Source organism: Ralstonia sp. NFACC01 (assembly GCF_900115545.1).
GTDB lineage: Bacteria > Pseudomonadota > Gammaproteobacteria > Burkholderiales > Burkholderiaceae > Ralstonia > Ralstonia mojiangensis.
This window is the reverse complement of record NZ_FOWV01000006.1, coordinates 29312-44551: the sequence shown is the minus strand read 5'-3', so window position 1 is coordinate 44551 and position 15240 is coordinate 29312. Positions and strand designations below refer to the sequence as shown.

At 65.7% G+C, this 15240-nt stretch carries 13 protein-coding genes; 6 read left to right on the top strand and 7 right to left on the bottom strand.

Annotated features, from left to right (window positions below):
• Window positions 1-4: 4 nt before the first annotated feature.
• From BM136_RS16265 to BM136_RS16255, 3 genes are all read left to right on the top strand, one after another.
• Complete coding sequence (locus BM136_RS16265; protein WP_092973111.1) at window positions 5-1240, top strand: 5-(carboxyamino)imidazole ribonucleotide synthase; 1236 nt, start codon at window positions 5-7, stop codon at window positions 1238-1240.
• Between the two features lie 13 nt (window positions 1241-1253).
• Complete coding sequence (locus tag BM136_RS16260) at window positions 1254-2267, top strand: L-threonylcarbamoyladenylate synthase (RefSeq protein WP_092973109.1); 1014 nt, start codon at window positions 1254-1256, stop codon at window positions 2265-2267.
• Between the two features lie 145 nt (window positions 2268-2412).
• Window positions 2413-3459, top strand: a complete 1047-nt coding sequence (locus tag BM136_RS16255; RefSeq protein WP_092973107.1) for an SGNH/GDSL hydrolase family protein — start codon at window positions 2413-2415, stop codon at window positions 3457-3459.
• A gap of 62 nt (window positions 3460-3521) precedes the next feature.
• On the opposite strand, the gene BM136_RS16250 is transcribed toward BM136_RS16255, so the two are convergent.
• The 5 genes from BM136_RS16250 to BM136_RS16230 form a co-directional block, all read right to left on the bottom strand.
• Window positions 3522-4694, bottom strand: coding sequence for a tetratricopeptide repeat protein (locus BM136_RS16250; RefSeq protein WP_092973105.1), 1173 nt, complete (start codon window positions 4692-4694; stop codon window positions 3522-3524).
• Between the two features lie 78 nt (window positions 4695-4772).
• Window positions 4773-5300: a molybdopterin-guanine dinucleotide biosynthesis protein B gene (mobB, locus tag BM136_RS16245; RefSeq protein ID WP_092973103.1), complete on the bottom strand. Its 528-nt coding sequence runs from the start codon at window positions 5298-5300 to the stop codon at window positions 4773-4775.
• Entirely contained in the window at window positions 5297-6835 is a 1539-nt protein-coding gene (gene dacB / locus BM136_RS16240; RefSeq protein WP_092973101.1) for a D-alanyl-D-alanine carboxypeptidase/D-alanyl-D-alanine endopeptidase, read from the bottom strand. The genes mobB and dacB overlap by 4 nt, the downstream gene beginning before the upstream one ends.
• A gap of 138 nt (window positions 6836-6973) precedes the next feature.
• Window positions 6974-9577, bottom strand: a complete 2604-nt coding sequence (gene ligD / locus BM136_RS16235) for a DNA ligase D (protein WP_092973099.1) — start codon at window positions 9575-9577, stop codon at window positions 6974-6976.
• Window positions 9578-9595: 18 nt separating this feature from the next.
• Complete coding sequence (locus BM136_RS16230) at window positions 9596-10510, bottom strand: non-homologous end joining protein Ku (RefSeq protein WP_092973097.1); 915 nt, start codon at window positions 10508-10510, stop codon at window positions 9596-9598.
• A 156-nt stretch (window positions 10511-10666) separates the two neighbouring features.
• On the opposite strand from BM136_RS16230, the gene BM136_RS16225 reads away from it, so the two are divergent.
• From BM136_RS16225 to BM136_RS16215, 3 genes are all read left to right on the top strand, one after another.
• Window positions 10667-11851: an MFS transporter gene (locus tag BM136_RS16225; RefSeq protein WP_092973095.1), complete on the top strand. Its 1185-nt coding sequence runs from the start codon at window positions 10667-10669 to the stop codon at window positions 11849-11851.
• 212 nt (window positions 11852-12063) lie between these two features.
• The gene (locus tag BM136_RS16220; RefSeq protein WP_004636096.1) at window positions 12064-12453 is read left to right on the top strand and encodes a hypothetical protein; all 390 of its coding nucleotides are present in this window, start codon (window positions 12064-12066) and stop codon (window positions 12451-12453) included.
• A 19-nt stretch (window positions 12454-12472) separates the two neighbouring features.
• On the top strand, window positions 12473-13288 hold the full coding sequence (locus BM136_RS16215; RefSeq protein ID WP_092973093.1) for a hypothetical protein: 816 nt from the start codon (window positions 12473-12475) through the stop codon (window positions 13286-13288).
• Here the strand turns inward: BM136_RS16215 and BM136_RS16210 are convergent.
• Both BM136_RS16210 and BM136_RS16205 read right to left on the bottom strand, forming a co-directional pair.
• Complete coding sequence (locus BM136_RS16210; RefSeq protein WP_092973091.1) at window positions 13278-14054, bottom strand: DUF1045 domain-containing protein; 777 nt, start codon at window positions 14052-14054, stop codon at window positions 13278-13280. The two genes, BM136_RS16215 and BM136_RS16210, sit on opposite strands and share 11 nt — an antisense overlap.
• Window positions 14055-14062: 8 nt before the next feature.
• The gene (locus BM136_RS16205; RefSeq protein WP_092973088.1) at window positions 14063-15238 is read right to left on the bottom strand and encodes an alpha-D-ribose 1-methylphosphonate 5-triphosphate diphosphatase; all 1176 of its coding nucleotides are present in this window, start codon (window positions 15236-15238) and stop codon (window positions 14063-14065) included.
• Window positions 15239-15240 lie beyond the last annotated feature (2 nt).

Below are 15240 nucleotides of genomic sequence, written 5' to 3'. Positions count from 1 at the left end.
ATTCATGGCCGACGACCTGAACCCGCGCCTGGCGCAAGCCCACACCGCGGAATCCCGCGCGCTGAACGTTCCCAACGCGATTCTGCCCGATGCCTGGCTTGGCATGCTCGGCGGCGGCCAGCTCGGCCGCATGTTCACGCACGCCGCGCAGGCGATGGGTTACAAGGTCTGCGTGCTCGACCCGGACCCGAACAGCCCGGCCGGCACCATTGCCGAGCGCCATCTGTGCGCGGGCTATACCGATGAAGCCGCACTGGCCGAGATGGCCGCGCTGTGCCCGGCCGTCACGACCGAGTTCGAGAACGTGCCGGCCGTGGCGCTCGATCGCCTGGAGCAACTCGGCGCGTTCGTTGCGCCGCGTGCCAACTGCGTGTCGATCGCGCAGAATCGCATCGCCGAGAAAAAATTCTTCGCGCTGTGTGCGGCACGCACCGGCATCCACCCCGCACCGAGCTGGGTGATCGAGCACGAAGCCGATATCGAACAACTGCCCGCCGACCTGCTGCCCGGCATCCTGAAGATTGCCCGCATGGGCTACGACGGCAAGGGCCAGGCACGTGTCTCGACGGTTGAAGAGCTGCGCGCCGCCTGGGGCGCCATGCAGCACGTGCCGTGCGTGCTGGAGAAGATGCTGCCGCTGGCGTACGAAGTGTCGGTGTTGGCCGCGCGCGGCGCTGATGGCACGACCGCCACTTGGCCGCTCGCCGAGAACGAACACCGTGACGGCATTCTGTTTTCAACGACCATGCCCTCGCGCAGCGTGTCGGACGACATTGCCACGCGCACTCGCGCCGCCGCTGCGATGATCGCCGAAGAAATGGGCTACGTCGGCGTGCTGTGTATCGAGTTCTTCGTGCTGCAGGACGGCTCTCTGGTCGCCAATGAAATGGCGCCGCGTCCGCACAATTCTGGCCACATCACCATGGACGTGTGCGAGACCAGCCAGTTCGAGCAGCAGGTGCGCGCCATGGCTCGCCTGCCGCTGGGCAGCACGCGCCAGCATTCACCGGGGCGCATGCTGAATGTGCTGGGCGACGTGTGGTTCGAATACGGTTTGGAACGCCCGCCCGCGTGGCACGAAGTGATGGGCCACAGCGGTGCGAAGGTGCATCTGTATGGCAAGGCCGACGCCCGCCCAGGCCGCAAGATGGGCCACGTAAATTGTGTCGGCACCTCGCCGGAAGTGGTGGACGAAGCGTTCCGCCATGCCGCGCACGTGCTGGGCCTGCAGCCCGCCTAAAGACGAGTCGCCCATGCCGCATCGGACCAAAACGCCCTACACCATGCCTTCCGCCGAACGCCTTGATGAGGCTGCGCGCAGGCTGGAGGCGGGCGAGCTGGTCGCCTTCCCGACCGAGACCGTGTACGGACTGGGCGCCGATGCCGAAAACCCGCAGGCCATCGCCAAGATCTACGCGGCCAAGGGCCGGCCGTCCAATCACCCCGTGATCGTGCATGTGGTGGATGGCGCCGATATTTCCTACTGGTCCGACGATGTGCCCGGCATTGCACTGCAACTTATCGAAGCTTTCTGGCCCGGGCCGCTGACGCTGATCCTGAAGCGTGCGCCGCACATTCCGGCCGCTGTGGCAGGCGGGCAGGACAGCATCGGGCTGCGTTGCCCCTCGCACCCGGTGGCGCAGGCGTTGCTGTCGCGCTTCAAGCGTGGGCGCGGCGGTATTGCGGCGCCGTCGGCCAACAAGTTCGGCCAGGTCAGCCCGACCACCGCGCAGCACGTGCGAGATGAATTTGGCGATGCCGTGTTCGTGCTCGAAGGTGACGGCGTGGACGTGGGCATCGAATCGACCATCATCGATCTTTCGCGGCTGGATCAGGGCATTGGCCCCGTGCTGCTGCGCCCGGGCGCCATCACGCCCGAAGACATTGAACGCGTGACCGGCGAAGTGCCTGCCCTGCCGGACGCCACGGCGCCGCGTGCTTCCGGCACGTTGAAAGCACATTACGCGCCGCGCACGCCGTTGTATCTGCTATCGGCCGCCGATGTGCCTGCACGCCTGGCAGCACTGCCTGCGGACAAGCGCATCGTGTGGCTCGGTGCCCCCGTGGCAGTGCGTGACGGCTGCGATCAGCGCGTCGCTCCGGCCACACCCGCCGCCTATGCCAATGCGCTCTACGCGCTATTGCGCGAACTCGACCGCGGCGGTTACGACGCCATCTGGGTGGAAACCCTAGCCGACACGCCCGCCTGGGCGGCCGTCAACGATCGCCTGCGTCGCGCGGCCGCCGCGTTCGAGACGGACCTCTAATTCTTACGGGGCGCGCGTTCTCCGTGCGCCCGGCAACCTCGCTACACTTGGGCGTTGTGTCGTTCCGCGTGCTTCAAACGCGCACGGCGAGGTTACGCACCGCGGCACCACAGACCAAAAAAATTCCACACGGGAGACAGACATCATGAAGTTGCGTCAATGGATGGGCGTCGTCGCATCGGCGACCCTGGCCTTGAGCCTAGCCGCTTGCGGCGGCGGTGAAAGCGATCAGAGCGGCAACCCCAACGTCGCCAAGGTGCAGCGCATGGTGGTATTCGGCGACAGCCTGAGCGATGCCGGTACCTACACGCCGGCAGCCGCTGCCGTGGGCGGCGGCAAGTTCACCACCAACCCCGGCCCGATCTGGGCGGAAACCGTGGCTGCGCAACTCGGTGTGACGCTCACGCCAGCTGTGATGGGTTACGCGACCTCGGTGCAGAACTGCCCGAAACCGGGTTGCTTCGACTACGCGCAAGGCGGCTCGCGCGTGACCGACCCGAACGGCATCGGCCACAACGGTGGTGCTGGCGCGCTCACGTATCCGGTCAAACAGCAACTCGCCAACTTCTACACGGCCAGCAACAACACGTTCAACGGCGACAACGACGTGGTGTTCGTGTTCGGTGGCAACAACGACATCTTCTACTGGGCTGCCGCTGTGGCGACACCCAACTCGGGTGTGACGCCTGCCATCGCCACCGCGCAGGTGCAACAGGCGGCGACCGATCTGGTCGGTTACGTCAAGGACATGATCAGCAAGAACGCGACGCAGCTCTACGTGTTCAACCTGCCCGACAGCAGCCTGACGCCGCAGGGCGTGGCGGGTGGCGCGGCAGGCCAGGCGCTGCTGCATGCGCTGGTGGGCGCGTTCAACGCTACGCTGCAAGCCGGTCTGGCTGGTACCAACGCTCGCGTGATCGACTTCAACTCGCAGTTGACGGCTGTGATCCAGAACGGCGCGACGTTCGGCTTCAGCAATACCAGCGTGCCGGCGTGCGATGCAACCAAGATCAACGCACTCGTGCCGGGAGCGGGCGGCAGCTCGCTGTTCTGCTCCGCCAACACGTTGGTGACGGCAGGTGCCGACACGTCGTACCTGTTTGCTGACGGCGTGCACCCCACCACGGGTGGTCATCGCCTGATCTCGAGCAACGTGCTGCAACGCCTGCTGGCTGACGGCGTGACGCACTGATCGAGCACCACTGAGCAAAACGCCCGCGTGAAGCGGGCGTTTTCGTTTGTGGCGATGTTTTCCTACTTGGCGTCGGCGGTCGGCAATGTCACGGCCAGGCGGGCCAGCGTAGCCTTGAGCACATCGTTCTGCGGCGACATGGCGAGGCCCTGCTTGAAGCAATCGTGCGCTTCGTCGGCGCGGCCCAGCTTCCACAGCACTTCGCCCTTGTGTGCAAGGCCTTCCGCGCGTGCTTCGCGTACCGCTTCGTCGTCTGCGTCGTAGTCGCCGTCGGGTTGCGTGAAGACGGCGATGGAGCGGTCGAACCACGTCAGCGCTTCGTCGTTGCGGCCGAGCCGGTATAGCGCCCAGCCCTTGCTGTCGAGGGCGAATGGGTCGTCCGGGTGCTTGGCCAGATAGGCATCGATCATCGACAAGCCGCGCTCCATGCGCAGGCCCGCGTCAACAAGCTCGTAGCCGTAGCTGTTGAGGCGGTCTTCCGGCACCGGCTGCAGATCGAGGGCGAGGTCGATGCGGGCCTCATCGCGTGCGGCAATTGCCAGTGACATCAACTTGCGCGCGATGCGGCTCTGCAGGTCATCGCTGAGTGTCGCTGCGTTGGCCGTGAGCGTGCCGAGATACTGCGAATAGAGATCGGGTGCGCCCTGCGAGTTGCTGCTATCGGCGATCGCACGGCCTTCGCCGGCGCACCAGGCATCGTCGGCCGGCGTGAGGATCACCGTATTTTCAAGGTGCACGGTGCGGGACTCGCGCGACTGCACGTAGGCGGTATAACCGCCGGCGCTGGAGTGCCCGCAGACCAGGTATTCGCCCACCACATCGATCAGATAGGGGTGGCCCGCGATCGGTGCGCCGCCGAGCGAATCGACCAAGCGGAACGATTCGCCGAGGTCGCCATTGCCGACGACGGGATTGAGCACCCAGCGTGCCGCCGCATAATGTTTTGGCAACCGGATTTTGGCCGTATGCCCGGCGCCGTCGGTGGTGCCAAAGATCACGCTGTCGGTTTCGCCTACCTGCGGCGGCCTGCCGACGATGGTGTGGCCGGGCAGGAACAGGCGGTAGCGCGCGTTGGGCATCGGGCGCCCGGTCGCAGAATCGATGAGCACGAATTGGTGAATCTGCGCACCGCGCCCGAGGGTGGTGTTCGGGGCGACCCAATCACGTGCAGTGGCTGGCAGGGCCGAGCAAAAAAATGCCGCGCCAAGCAGCGCGGCCGATAGACGGGAAAGCATGTTGTTAGGAGGGGGGCTGGCAGAAAACTGGACGGCCCCATCATAGCCAAGCTGCTTCGCCCGGATGTTAAGAGTGCTTCATATGGATGCGTTGGCCAGTTGCCGCACGGCAAACCGGTACACCGCATCGACGTCGTTCAAATCCAGCACAGTCAGGCCTTCCGGGGTTTGCACGGCGTCAGGTGAGTCGGTGGCCACCGCTACCACGCCACCAATTTCTGGCCAAAGCGGCGGCCGTCCCAGCGACGGCCGGAAGACTTCGATCTTCGGGAAGGTGCTGCGCTTATAGCCTTCTACGATGACGAGGTCGGTGGCGGGCGAGAGCAACGCCAGCACGTCATCAAGTTCGGGTTCCAAAGCGTTGGCGTATTCGCGCATCAGCACGAGGCGTTCACCGCCCACCAGCACGACTTCGGCGCTGCCGGCTTCGCGCATACGGTATGAATCCTTGCCCGGCGAATCGAGATCAAAGCCGTGATGCGTGTGCTTGATGGCCGCCACGCGCCGTCCGTCGCGCACGAAACGGGCGATGAGCTGCTCGACGAGCGTGGTTTTTCCGCTGCCCGACGTGCCGGTAATGCCCAGTAATGCCTTGCGTGAAGTCATCGCGGCGCGCCCTGGTAAATCCATTGCAGCAGCGCGTCGTGCGCGGCCTGGCCGCCGCTGGCGTTCGGGTGGTTGATCATGCTGACCACCACGAAGCGCTGGCCGTCTTCGCCTTCCACGTACCCGGCAATGGCGCGCACATCGTTGAGCGTGCCGGTCTTGATCTCGGCGTTGCCGGCCACCCCGGCACGTGTCAGACGGTTGCGCATGGTGCCGTCCACGCCGACGACGGGCAGCGCATCGCGCAGCACGCCGCCGTTCGGGTTGGCGTCGGCCTGTTGCAGCAGGCGTCCCATGTTGCGTGCGCTGATGCGCTCGATGCGTGACAGGCCCGAGCCGTTCTCCAGCACCAATTCCGGCATCGTCAGGTTCTGTTTGGCGAGCCAGCGGTTGATGACCTCGGTCGATTGGCGCACCGATGCCGGCTTGCGGCCGATTTCCGCGCCGATGGTCAGGAAGAGCTGGCGTGCCATCACATTGTTCGAATACTTGTCGATGTCATGCACAACCTCCGACAGCGGCGGGCCGTAGTGCGTGGCCAGCAGAATGGCCTGGCGCGGCACCTTGCCCTCGCGCAGGCCCGGCGTGAAACGCGTCGTGCCGCCGGCTTGCTGCCACAGCGCCAGAAAGCCGCCCCAGATGAAGTCGGCATGCGTGAGCGCGGCGATATTGAAGACGCGTTCGCCGCACGCGGCGGCATAGCGGCCGTCAAAGCTGGCAAGCACATGGCCGTCGGTTTGCGTGGAGATGTTGGCGCCGGAGGTTGTCTTCCAGTCGCCGCAGCCGCCGCGCGTGGTGCGCAACTGGTTGTCGATCTGCAATTGGGCCAGCGGCGGCGATACATCAATGTTGACCGCGCCGTTACCGGCATCCGGCGACAGCGTGAACGTAAGCGTCTTGAATGAATACAGCAGGGCGTCGGGCGCGACGTTGTAGGCGCGCGCGCTGTCGCCGTCCAGAGGCGGGGCTTCTGACAGGCCGCCTTCGAAGTAGGTGCGATCGAGCACGATGTTGCCGGCCAGTTCATCCACGCCGGCGCGGCGCACATCGGTCACCAGCTTGACGAGTTCTTCTGGAATCAGCTTCGGATCGCCCTGGCCGCGCAGGTACAGGTTGCCGTTGAGCGTGCCGTTGACGGGCTGGCTGTCGGCATAGGCTGTCGTCTTCCAGCGAAAGTCCGGGCCGAGCATGTCCAGCCCTGCGAAGGTGGTCAGCAGCTTCATGGTCGACGCCGGGTTCATTCCGGCGTCTGCATTCCATTGCAGGATGGGCGTGGCGGTGCCGGTGCGGATCACGAACACGCTCACCGCATCCAGCGGGATATGCGCGCGCGCAAAGGCCAGCGCCACGTTGGCGGGCAATCCGGCGGGGTTGTGCGCGGCCTGGCGAGCTTGCGCGGCGGTGGCGTGCGGTGCGGCGTGGGCCTTGGCCTTCTTGGCGTGGGCCAGCGGCGAGGCCGCAATGGTCAAAAGCGCGGCGCAGGCAAGCGCACTGCGCGACAGATTCAGCAAACGGGTCGGACGAATTCGGGCCATCGGGGGGGGCAGAGTGGGGCGCACACGCGTGCGCCAAGTGCAGACGCAGGCATGTTAACGCAGCGACCCCACACTTCGGCCGACAAGCAATGGGGCGTTCACCGCCCAATTCTTTGGGAATCCCGCAGGTGTGACGGTTCAGTCATTGCCGCCGATGCGCTTGCGCATGTCGGCCGTCACCGATTGGCGCGTGCCGGCATAGTCGGCCCACGGGTCGCCCTTGAGCTTGGCGAGCCGATCCGGCAGCGTACGCAGCGTCCACTGGGCAGACGACTGCAGCCCTTCGAGTTCGTCATGGCGGATCGGCACCGACACCGGCAATCCCGTCCGCGCACGCACCGAATAGGCGGCCACCGTGCTCGCGCCGCGGTTGTTGCGCAGATAGTCGATGAAGATTCTCCCCACGCGGTTCTGCGGGCCCATCTTGGCGACAAAGCGGTCGGGGAAGGTCGCGGCCATGTGCTGCACCACGGCTTGCGCGAAGGCTTTGAGCGTGTCCCAGCCGGAGGTTTCGCGGCGCGTAAGCGGCACCACCACGTGCATGCCGTGGCCGCCGCTGGTTTTCAGGAACGCTTTCAGGCCAAGTTCATCGAGCATGGCCAGCATGAGTTGCGTGGCCTCGATCACGCGCGCAAAAGGCAGCGCCGGGTCCGGGTCGATATCGAAGACGATGCGGTCGGGCTGTTCGATGCGGTCGGCCAGCGCATTCCACGTGTGAAACTCCACCGTGCCCATCTGCACTGCGCCGACCAGCGCCTCGGCTGAGCTGATCGCCAGCAGCGACGGATGCCCCGGGTCAAGCGACGGGTCCAGCTGCGTGATGCCCTGCAGCTTGAGCGCCGCGGAATGCTTCTGGAAGAAGCGCTCGCCGTCGATGCCGTCGGGCGCGCGCACTAGCGACGTCGGCCGGTTGCGCAGATGCGGCAGCATCCATTCGGCCACGCCTGCGTAATAGCGCGCCAGGTCGGCCTTGGTGGTGCCGCTGGCTTTCTCGATTACGCGATCCGGATGCGTGACATCCACACCCGCGATGCGCTCCGCACCGGGGCGCACCTTGCGTTCAGGGGCATTCACGGCGCGGGTCTCCTTACGGGTGGCGGCACTGGGCGGTTTGGCTTGTTCACGCACGATGTTGCGCGCTGGTTTGTCGTCGCGCAAACCTTGAAACACCGCCTGCCGCACGATGCCTTCGCGCGTCCATTCGGCAAAGGCGATTTCCGCCACGCGCTCGGGTTTCACCCATTGCACGTCACGCGCATCGCTGCCGGTGGGCGGGTCGGCGAAGGGCGGCGTGTCGACGGCCAGACCGGTCAGCTCGTGATGCAAAGCGTGCAGACTCGTCTCGTTGAACCCGGTGCCGACGCGGCCCGCATAGCGCAGCGTGCCCGCGTCGTCATACACACCGAGCAGCAGGGCGCCAAAGCCGCTGCGGCTGCCCTTGGGGGCGCTGTAACCGCCGATCACGAATTCCTGCCGCTGCCCACATTTGAGCTTGATCCATGCTGGGCTTCGGCCGGCGCGGTACGGCGCATCGGCGCGCTTGCCGATCACACCTTCGAGCGACATGCTGCACGCCGAAGACAGTAAGTCTTCGGGCGCCGCGTTGAACGTGCCTGAGAACAGCACCGCATCGCGGTCCAGATCGCCCGGGGCCGCCTCGAGAATGCGTTGCAGCAGCGCGCGCCGCTCACGTAGCGGCACGCCCCTCAAGTCCATACCGTTGCAGAACGGGATGTCGAAGAGGTAATAGGCAATGTGTTCGGCATGCGCCGTTTCGAAGGCGTTCTGCAGCGCCTGGAAGTCGGGCACGCCACGCTCGCCCATCACTACGACTTCGCCGTCGAGCCACGCCTCGCGCAGGCCCAGCGCCGGCAGCGTGCGAGCCTGACGGGGCAGCTTCGCCGTCCAGTCGCGGCCGTTGCGGCTGAACAGACGCACGGTGTTGCCGTCGATGCGCGCGAGGATGCGGTAGCCGTCGAATTTCACTTCGTAGTCCCACTCGCCTTGCGTGGGCGGCCCATCGACGAGCGTGGCGAGTTGGGGCTCCAGCGTTCTGGGCAATGTGGCGGGCACGGCGCCGGCGGGCGGTTGGACTTGCGCCGGTTTGGAGCGCTCGGCCTTGCCTCCATCGGCTTTGGCCCTTCCTTTGGCCTTGGGTTTCGCGCCGACGTTCTCTCCGGTGATCACACTCGCGGGCAGGGCCTGCGTCACGTCGTAGTCGCTGGATGGCCGGACCTGATCGTCGCGCTCCTTGATCAGCAGCCACTGTTCTTTCGGATGTCTGCCCGTGCCGTGCAAGTGCGTGCGCACCAGCGCCCACGCACCGTGGAGCTTCTCGCCGTCGAGATCGAATTTGAGCTTACCGTCGCGGTACGCCTTACGCGGATCGCCATGCGGGCGCCATGTCCCGCGATCCCACACGATCACGTCGCCACCACCGTATTGGCCTTCGGGGATATGGCCTTCGAAATCTGCGTAGTCCAACGGATGGTCTTCAACATGCACGGCGAGACGTTTGTCGGCCGGGTCCAGGCTCGGGCCTTTCGGGACGGCCCAACTCTTGAGCGTGCCGTCGAGTTCAAGCCGGAAGTCGTAGTGCAGCCGCGTGGCGTCGTGCTTCTGGATCACGAAGTGCAGGGCGCCATCGTCATGCCGCTCGTCGGCTTTGCGGCGTGCGCCCGCGGGTTCCTGTGTCTGCGTGAAATCGCGCTTGCGGCGGTAGTCGGCGAGATGGCGTGGCATGGCGTCGGTTCCGTCGTGTCATGCGCGCTTGCGCGCGGCCGTCTTGCGCGCCGTTTTGACGGCGGCCTTGCGTGGTGCACGCTTGCGCGGGGCGGGTTCGTCTTCCACTTCGTCATTTGACGCACCTTTGCCCTTGCCGCGCTTGGCAAGGCTTTGGCGCAGCAGGTCGGTCAGGTCGATCACGTTGCCGGAGCGCGGTGCAGCGGTTTCGGTCTCCATCGGCTCGACGGACTCCGTGCGGCCTTCGCGCACCTTGCGGTCGACCAGCGCGAGAATGTCGTCGCGGAAGGTGTCGTGGTACTCGGCAGGGTCCCACTTACCGCTCATGTCGTCGATCAGCTTTTCGGCCATGTCGATTTCCTTGGCCGTGAGCTTGGCAGCCTTGGCACCTTCCTCCGGCACGTCGAGTTCGGACCAGTCGCGCACCTCGTTGGACCAGCGCAGCGTATGCAGCACAAGCACGGGCCCCATCGGAATCAACGCCGCCAGATGCTGCTTGGTGTGCAGCACCACGTTGGCGACGCCGATCTTTTGCGAGCGCGTCAACGCTTCGCGCAGCAGTGCATAGACTTTTTCACCCCGCCGGTCCGGCGCGAGAAAGTAGGGCGTATCGAGATAAAGAAACGGAATCTCCGCCGCATCGACGAAGGCCAGCAGATCCACCGTTTGCGTCGAAACCGGGTTGGCCGCGCGGATGTCCTCGTCAGTCAGGATCACGTAGCGGTCTTTCTCGTAGGCGTAGCCGCGCACGATCTGCTCGCGCGGCACCTCTTTGCCGGTGGTTTTGTTGATGCGCTTGTAGCCGACGCGGTCCATCGTGCGACGGTCGAGCCAGTCGAAATCAAGATCGTCGCTGCGGGTGGCCGGATACAGCGCAACGGGAATGTGAACGAGGCCGAAGCTCACGGCGCCCTTCCAGATCACGCGGGGCATGGCAGGTCTCCCGATGCGGTGGATTCGAGCGTGGTGACGCAAGCCGCATACCTGCCTGGTGCGGGGCGGCGTCATACGCTTATCAGCCCGGCGCGGTAGCATGGTGCCTTTGCGGCGCAGCACGTTTGCGCCGCGCGTTTTTCCCAGCAGTCCTTCATGTCTTCCGAATACGTCCAATCTACCGGCGCGTTGCAGCCCCGCCGGCTTCCCCTGTCGGCCCGCGCGGCGACGATGGCTCTCTTTTTCGCCAACGGTGCAACGTTTGCGACCTGGGGCATTCACATTCCTACGGTGAAGGCGCGGTTCGGCTTGTCCGAGGCGTCGCTGTCGCTGGCGATGTTCATGGTGGCCGCCGGTGCCATCGTTGCGATGAAGTTTGCGGGCAAGTGGGCGGCACGCGTCGGAACCCGCCGCGCGAGCGTGCAGGGCGGCGTGGCATTTGGTGCCATGACCGCGCTCATCATGCTAATGCCGAGTTACCCCGCGCTGCTGGCCGTGCTGCTGCTGTTCGGCATCACCAACGCGGGTTTCGACGTGGCCATGAATGCGCAGGCCGCCACCGTGGAGGCCAATCACCACAAGCCGATCATCTCGTCGCTGCACGGTATGTTCAGCCTGGGCGGCATGGCAGGCGCGGCGGTGGGTGGAGTGCTGCTGGAACTGGGCGTGCCACCGGCCGTGCATTGCGGCGGTATGGCGCTCGTCACCATGGCGGCTGCCTTGTGTGCCGGCCCCTTCATGCTGCCCGACCACGTGCACGCAGAAGGCGAACCTGCACATCCGACCACGGGCCGCACGCTGTTCCTGCTCGGTGTGCTGGCCTTCCTGGGGCTGGTAGGCGAAGGCGCGATGTACGACTGGACGACCGTGTACATGCGCGAGATTGCGCAATCGCCCGAAGCCGTTGCCAGCGCGGGGTATGCAGCGTTTTCAGGTGGGATGGCGCTTGCGCGTTTCGGCGGCGATTTCGCGCGCGGACGCTGGGGCAACATGCGTGTGCTTGGCGCCAGTGGCGTGCTGGCAACGGGCGGGATTCTGCTCGCTCTGCTGTGGCCCGCGCCGATTGCTGTCCTGACAGGCTTTGCGTTGATGGGCGTGGGCGCTGCCAACATGGTGCCGATCTTCTTCATTACCGCGTCGCGCCTGCCGGGCGTGCCGGCAGCCGAAGGCATTGCCGCCGTGGCGCGCTTTGCCTACGTAGGCTTGCTGATCGGTCCAGTCATCATCGGGTTGATTGCGCATCGCTCCGACCTGCGCTGGGGGCTGTCGGTGGTGGCGCTCACCATGGCGTTGATTGCGGTGACGGGCCCACGTGCGATCCGCCAGCCGGAACGCCGCTGATCGGCCTGCGCTTCAGCTCGCAACTGCCCAAAAAATATGCAGTTCCTGTGCGTTGACTTTCCTGTGCGCTTGCCATAGCTTACGACGAGGAGAGGGGGTTTCCCGGTGCCGGCGCCAACGTGCCAGTTGCGCATGACATCGGGATGCGTTCAAAACGAGGCTGCACCATTTGATTTGATCAGCCCAAACGACCCATAGGAAAGGAGCTTCAGATGCCGTACAAACGTCTTACCCTCGTGGCAGCGGTAGCTGTCGTAGCAGCCATCGGCACCGTGGCCCACGCGCAGACTGACCAGAAGAAGTTCGACCCCTATAGCCAAGGCGCAAAAGTCGGCGACAAGTTCGATCCGTACCAACAGGGTGCGAAGGCCGGCGACAAGTTCGACCCGTATTCGCAAGGCGCCAACAAGAACGACAGCACCGCCAGCGCACTCAACCCCGGCGCCCAGCCGGCCAATGTCGAGAAGGGCAAGTACGACACGTACACCCAAGGCGCCAAGGCCGGTGAGAAGTTCGACCCGTATAGCCAGGGCGCCAAGGCCGGCGGCAAGTTTGACCCGTACAGCGAGGGCGCCAACAAGAAGGACGCGCCCAAGCAGTAAGCCCGTGCCGATCGGGTTCATGAAAACGCTGATGCATCGCCCGATGCATCGGCGTTTTTCTTTGTGGCACGCCGCCGCGACTGTGGCGGCGATTGCGTTGGCGCTACCCGCGCATGCGGCGGGGCTATGCACGGCGCCGTGGGTGCACGACGGCAGCCGCGTCCGCCTGGACGGCAACGGCAAGACGCCGATGATCGTCGAGTTCACCTTGCACGACGTCAATCGCGACATGCAGGACGGCTGCGAAATCGGTCTGCACATCTACGCCAAATCGGGCCTCGTGGCGCTGGGTGGCCGGCCTATCGAGACGGTGCAGGAGCACCAGCTGCTGGTGGACGAGGCTGGCGTGGTCACGCGCATCGTCAGCATCAACGGCCGGGTGTTTGCGCAGAGTGAACATGCTGATCTGATCGGCACCGTGAGCACTGCCATTTCCGGCATGTTCCTGTATGGCGCTGGCCTGGCGCCCGAAGCCGAGATGCTGCCCGGCGATACGTATGAGTCCAGCTTCGATTTCGATGTGGTGTCACCGCGGCTGGGGATTTCGGTCGGGCGCATGCGGGCCGAGCGCGCCAAGGTGGAGGTGTCGGAGCGCGAGGTCGGGCCGCCGCAGCCGATGAACACCGTGGTCGGCGAGTTGCAGTGCCGGCCGATCCGCTACACGCGCACGGCGCGCCTCGGTGTGCTGCGGCTGGGCAATGAAACGCTTGAGCCCGACCCGACGGTGGCGCACATCACCGATTGGTACTGCCCCGAAGCGGCCGTCGTGATGCGCCAGGAGGTTGAGCAGCACGGCCAGACGGAGGTGATCGACGTGGTCGAACTCAAGCGCTGAGCGCGCTCTGCGCAGCGTCGAAGTCTTCCGTGCTCCCATCAAACCGGTACACACGTGCCACCGTGAACGGCGCTTCCGGCGCGGGCTGCGAGAACAACGCGATGTGATCGATGGGCATGGCAGCTGGCAGCACCACGCGCGTGGCTTCCAGTGCGCGATAACACGCAAGCTGCTCGGCATGGTCGAGCCGGCCGGTCAGCGTGATGTGGAATGTGAACGTACCAAACACATACGGATAGCCCCAGCGCTGCAGATGGCGCTCTTGCGCATCGGACAGGCCCGCACGACGACGGCGCGCTAATTCAGTGGGCGGAGGCGGCGCGCGAAAGGCATCGAACTCGGCGACGCACGCATCGGCGAACTGATGGAGCGTGTCGCGCGCAGGGTCGCCATGACGCAGCCGCCAAGCGAGAAAGCCTCGCAACGTCTGCAAGGCCGGTTCGATTACGAAGGCTTGCTGCTGCTGCGCGAAGCGGCGCAGCGCGGCGTCCAGCTCATTGACGGTGCGATCGCTTGCCAGGCGGAACGGCGGCTTGAACGTGGCATGCAGGCCGTATTGGCGTGGCGCTTCCGTCCAGCTGTCGAGCGTGGCGAGGTCGATGCCGGCTTCGCGGACAAACGCCTCGCGCTCATCAGCAGCGATGGCGGTGTCGGAGCGGGCGCAGCGGCCGATCCAGCGCGTGCCCAGTCCGTACCAGGGCTCGGGCGGCAGCAGGTAGAGCGCATACCGCCAGGCTGACGGTAAAGGTGCCAGCGCTTGCTCCATGGCGTGGTTCAGCCGATCAGCGGCAACTGCCCGGCAGCATGGCGCAGCCGTCCACCCACCACGGCCGCCACCACACGCGGCAGGCCCGGGCGGCGATCATCCACCACGATGGCATCGGCGCGCAGGCCAGTCGCCAGCACGCCGCGATCCGCCAGCCCCGCGGCTTCTGCCGGGTTGGCTGCCACCAGCGCCCAGGCCTCCGCCAGCGGTACCACGCCGCGCTCGGCCAGTTTGAACGGCGCGGCCAGCAGCGCGGGGTAGTAATAGTCGGATGCCAGCACGGTGCCCAGGCCCGCGGCCACCATGGCCGCCGCATTCGGTGCGCCGTTGTGGCTGCCGCCGCGCACCACGTTGGGCGCGCCGAAGACGATATGTCCGCCATGCGCGCGCGCCGCCTGCGCAACCTCCTCGGTTAACGGAAATTCGGTGACGGTGCAGCCGTGCGCGTGGAACGTGTTGCGCGTGGCAATGTCGGGCTCGTCGTGTGAAGCCATGCAGATGCCGCGTTGCTGCGCTGCCCGCGCCAGCGTGCCAGTCACTTCGGCGAGCCTCGTGGCGTTGACGGCGGCGGCATGCAACCGGGCGAGGAACGTGTCGATGTCGCACTCGGCGCGATCGGCGTATTGTGCGAGCTTGCGCGCGTCGTCCAGCTTGTCGCGCATTCCTGGCAGGTGATCGTTGAACGACAGGAAGTGCACGCGGCCGGCCTCCATCCAGGCCAGCGCGTCGGCAACGCCGTCGGCGTGGTGCAGTTCGAAGCGCAGGTGCATCAAATGCTGGGCCCCCAGATGCGGGCGCATGGCGTCGAGGGTGTCCAGCATGCGCACGGCGTAGGCGCGGCCACGCAAGCCACCCTCCCAGGAATACGTCACGCCGTGGAATTCGGTGGTGATGCCACTGGCAAGTAATTGGCCGTCAACGTCGGCCAGCGCGGTTTCATAGGGAAAGGCCACGCCGGGGCGGGGCATGACGGCGCGTTCGAAGGCATCGCCGTGCAGGTCGACGATCCCGGGCAGCACGAGCAGGTCGCCGCAGTCGATCATGCCGCGCGTCGGGTTGGCATCACAGCTGGCGATCTGTCCGTCGCGAAATTGCACGGCAGCTTCCACCAGCCCGTCGGCCAGCAGGGAACGTCGCGAAAACAGGCCGGCCACGTGGCCGACGGAAGACGAAAACGATTGCATAA

Bases quoted from the DNA above. Each gene is read 5' to 3' on its own strand.
- BM136_RS16265 (WP_092973111.1), top strand. From the start codon at position 5: ATGGCCGACGACCTGAACCCGCGCCTGGCGCAAGCCCACACCGCGGAA.
- BM136_RS16260 (WP_092973109.1), top strand. From the start codon at position 1,254: ATGCCGCATCGGACCAAAACGCCCTACACCATGCCTTCCGCCGAACGC.
- BM136_RS16255 (WP_092973107.1), top strand. From the start codon at position 2,413: ATGAAGTTGCGTCAATGGATGGGCGTCGTCGCATCGGCGACCCTGGCC.
- BM136_RS16250 (WP_092973105.1), bottom strand. From the start codon at position 4,694: ATGCTTTCCCGTCTATCGGCCGCGCTGCTTGGCGCGGCATTTTTTTGC.
- mobB (WP_092973103.1), bottom strand. From the start codon at position 5,300: ATGACTTCACGCAAGGCATTACTGGGCATTACCGGCACGTCGGGCAGC.
- dacB (WP_092973101.1), bottom strand. From the start codon at position 6,835: ATGGCCCGAATTCGTCCGACCCGTTTGCTGAATCTGTCGCGCAGTGCG.
- ligD (WP_092973099.1), bottom strand. From the start codon at position 9,577: ATGCCACGCCATCTCGCCGACTACCGCCGCAAGCGCGATTTCACGCAG.
- BM136_RS16230 (WP_092973097.1), bottom strand. From the start codon at position 10,510: ATGCCCCGCGTGATCTGGAAGGGCGCCGTGAGCTTCGGCCTCGTTCAC.
- BM136_RS16225 (WP_092973095.1), top strand. From the start codon at position 10,667: ATGTCTTCCGAATACGTCCAATCTACCGGCGCGTTGCAGCCCCGCCGG.
- BM136_RS16220 (WP_004636096.1), top strand. From the start codon at position 12,064: ATGCCGTACAAACGTCTTACCCTCGTGGCAGCGGTAGCTGTCGTAGCA.
- BM136_RS16215 (WP_092973093.1), top strand. From the start codon at position 12,473: ATGAAAACGCTGATGCATCGCCCGATGCATCGGCGTTTTTCTTTGTGG.
- BM136_RS16210 (WP_092973091.1), bottom strand. From the start codon at position 14,054: ATGGAGCAAGCGCTGGCACCTTTACCGTCAGCCTGGCGGTATGCGCTC.
- BM136_RS16205 (WP_092973088.1), bottom strand. From the start codon at position 15,238: ATGCAATCGTTTTCGTCTTCCGTCGGCCACGTGGCCGGCCTGTTTTCG.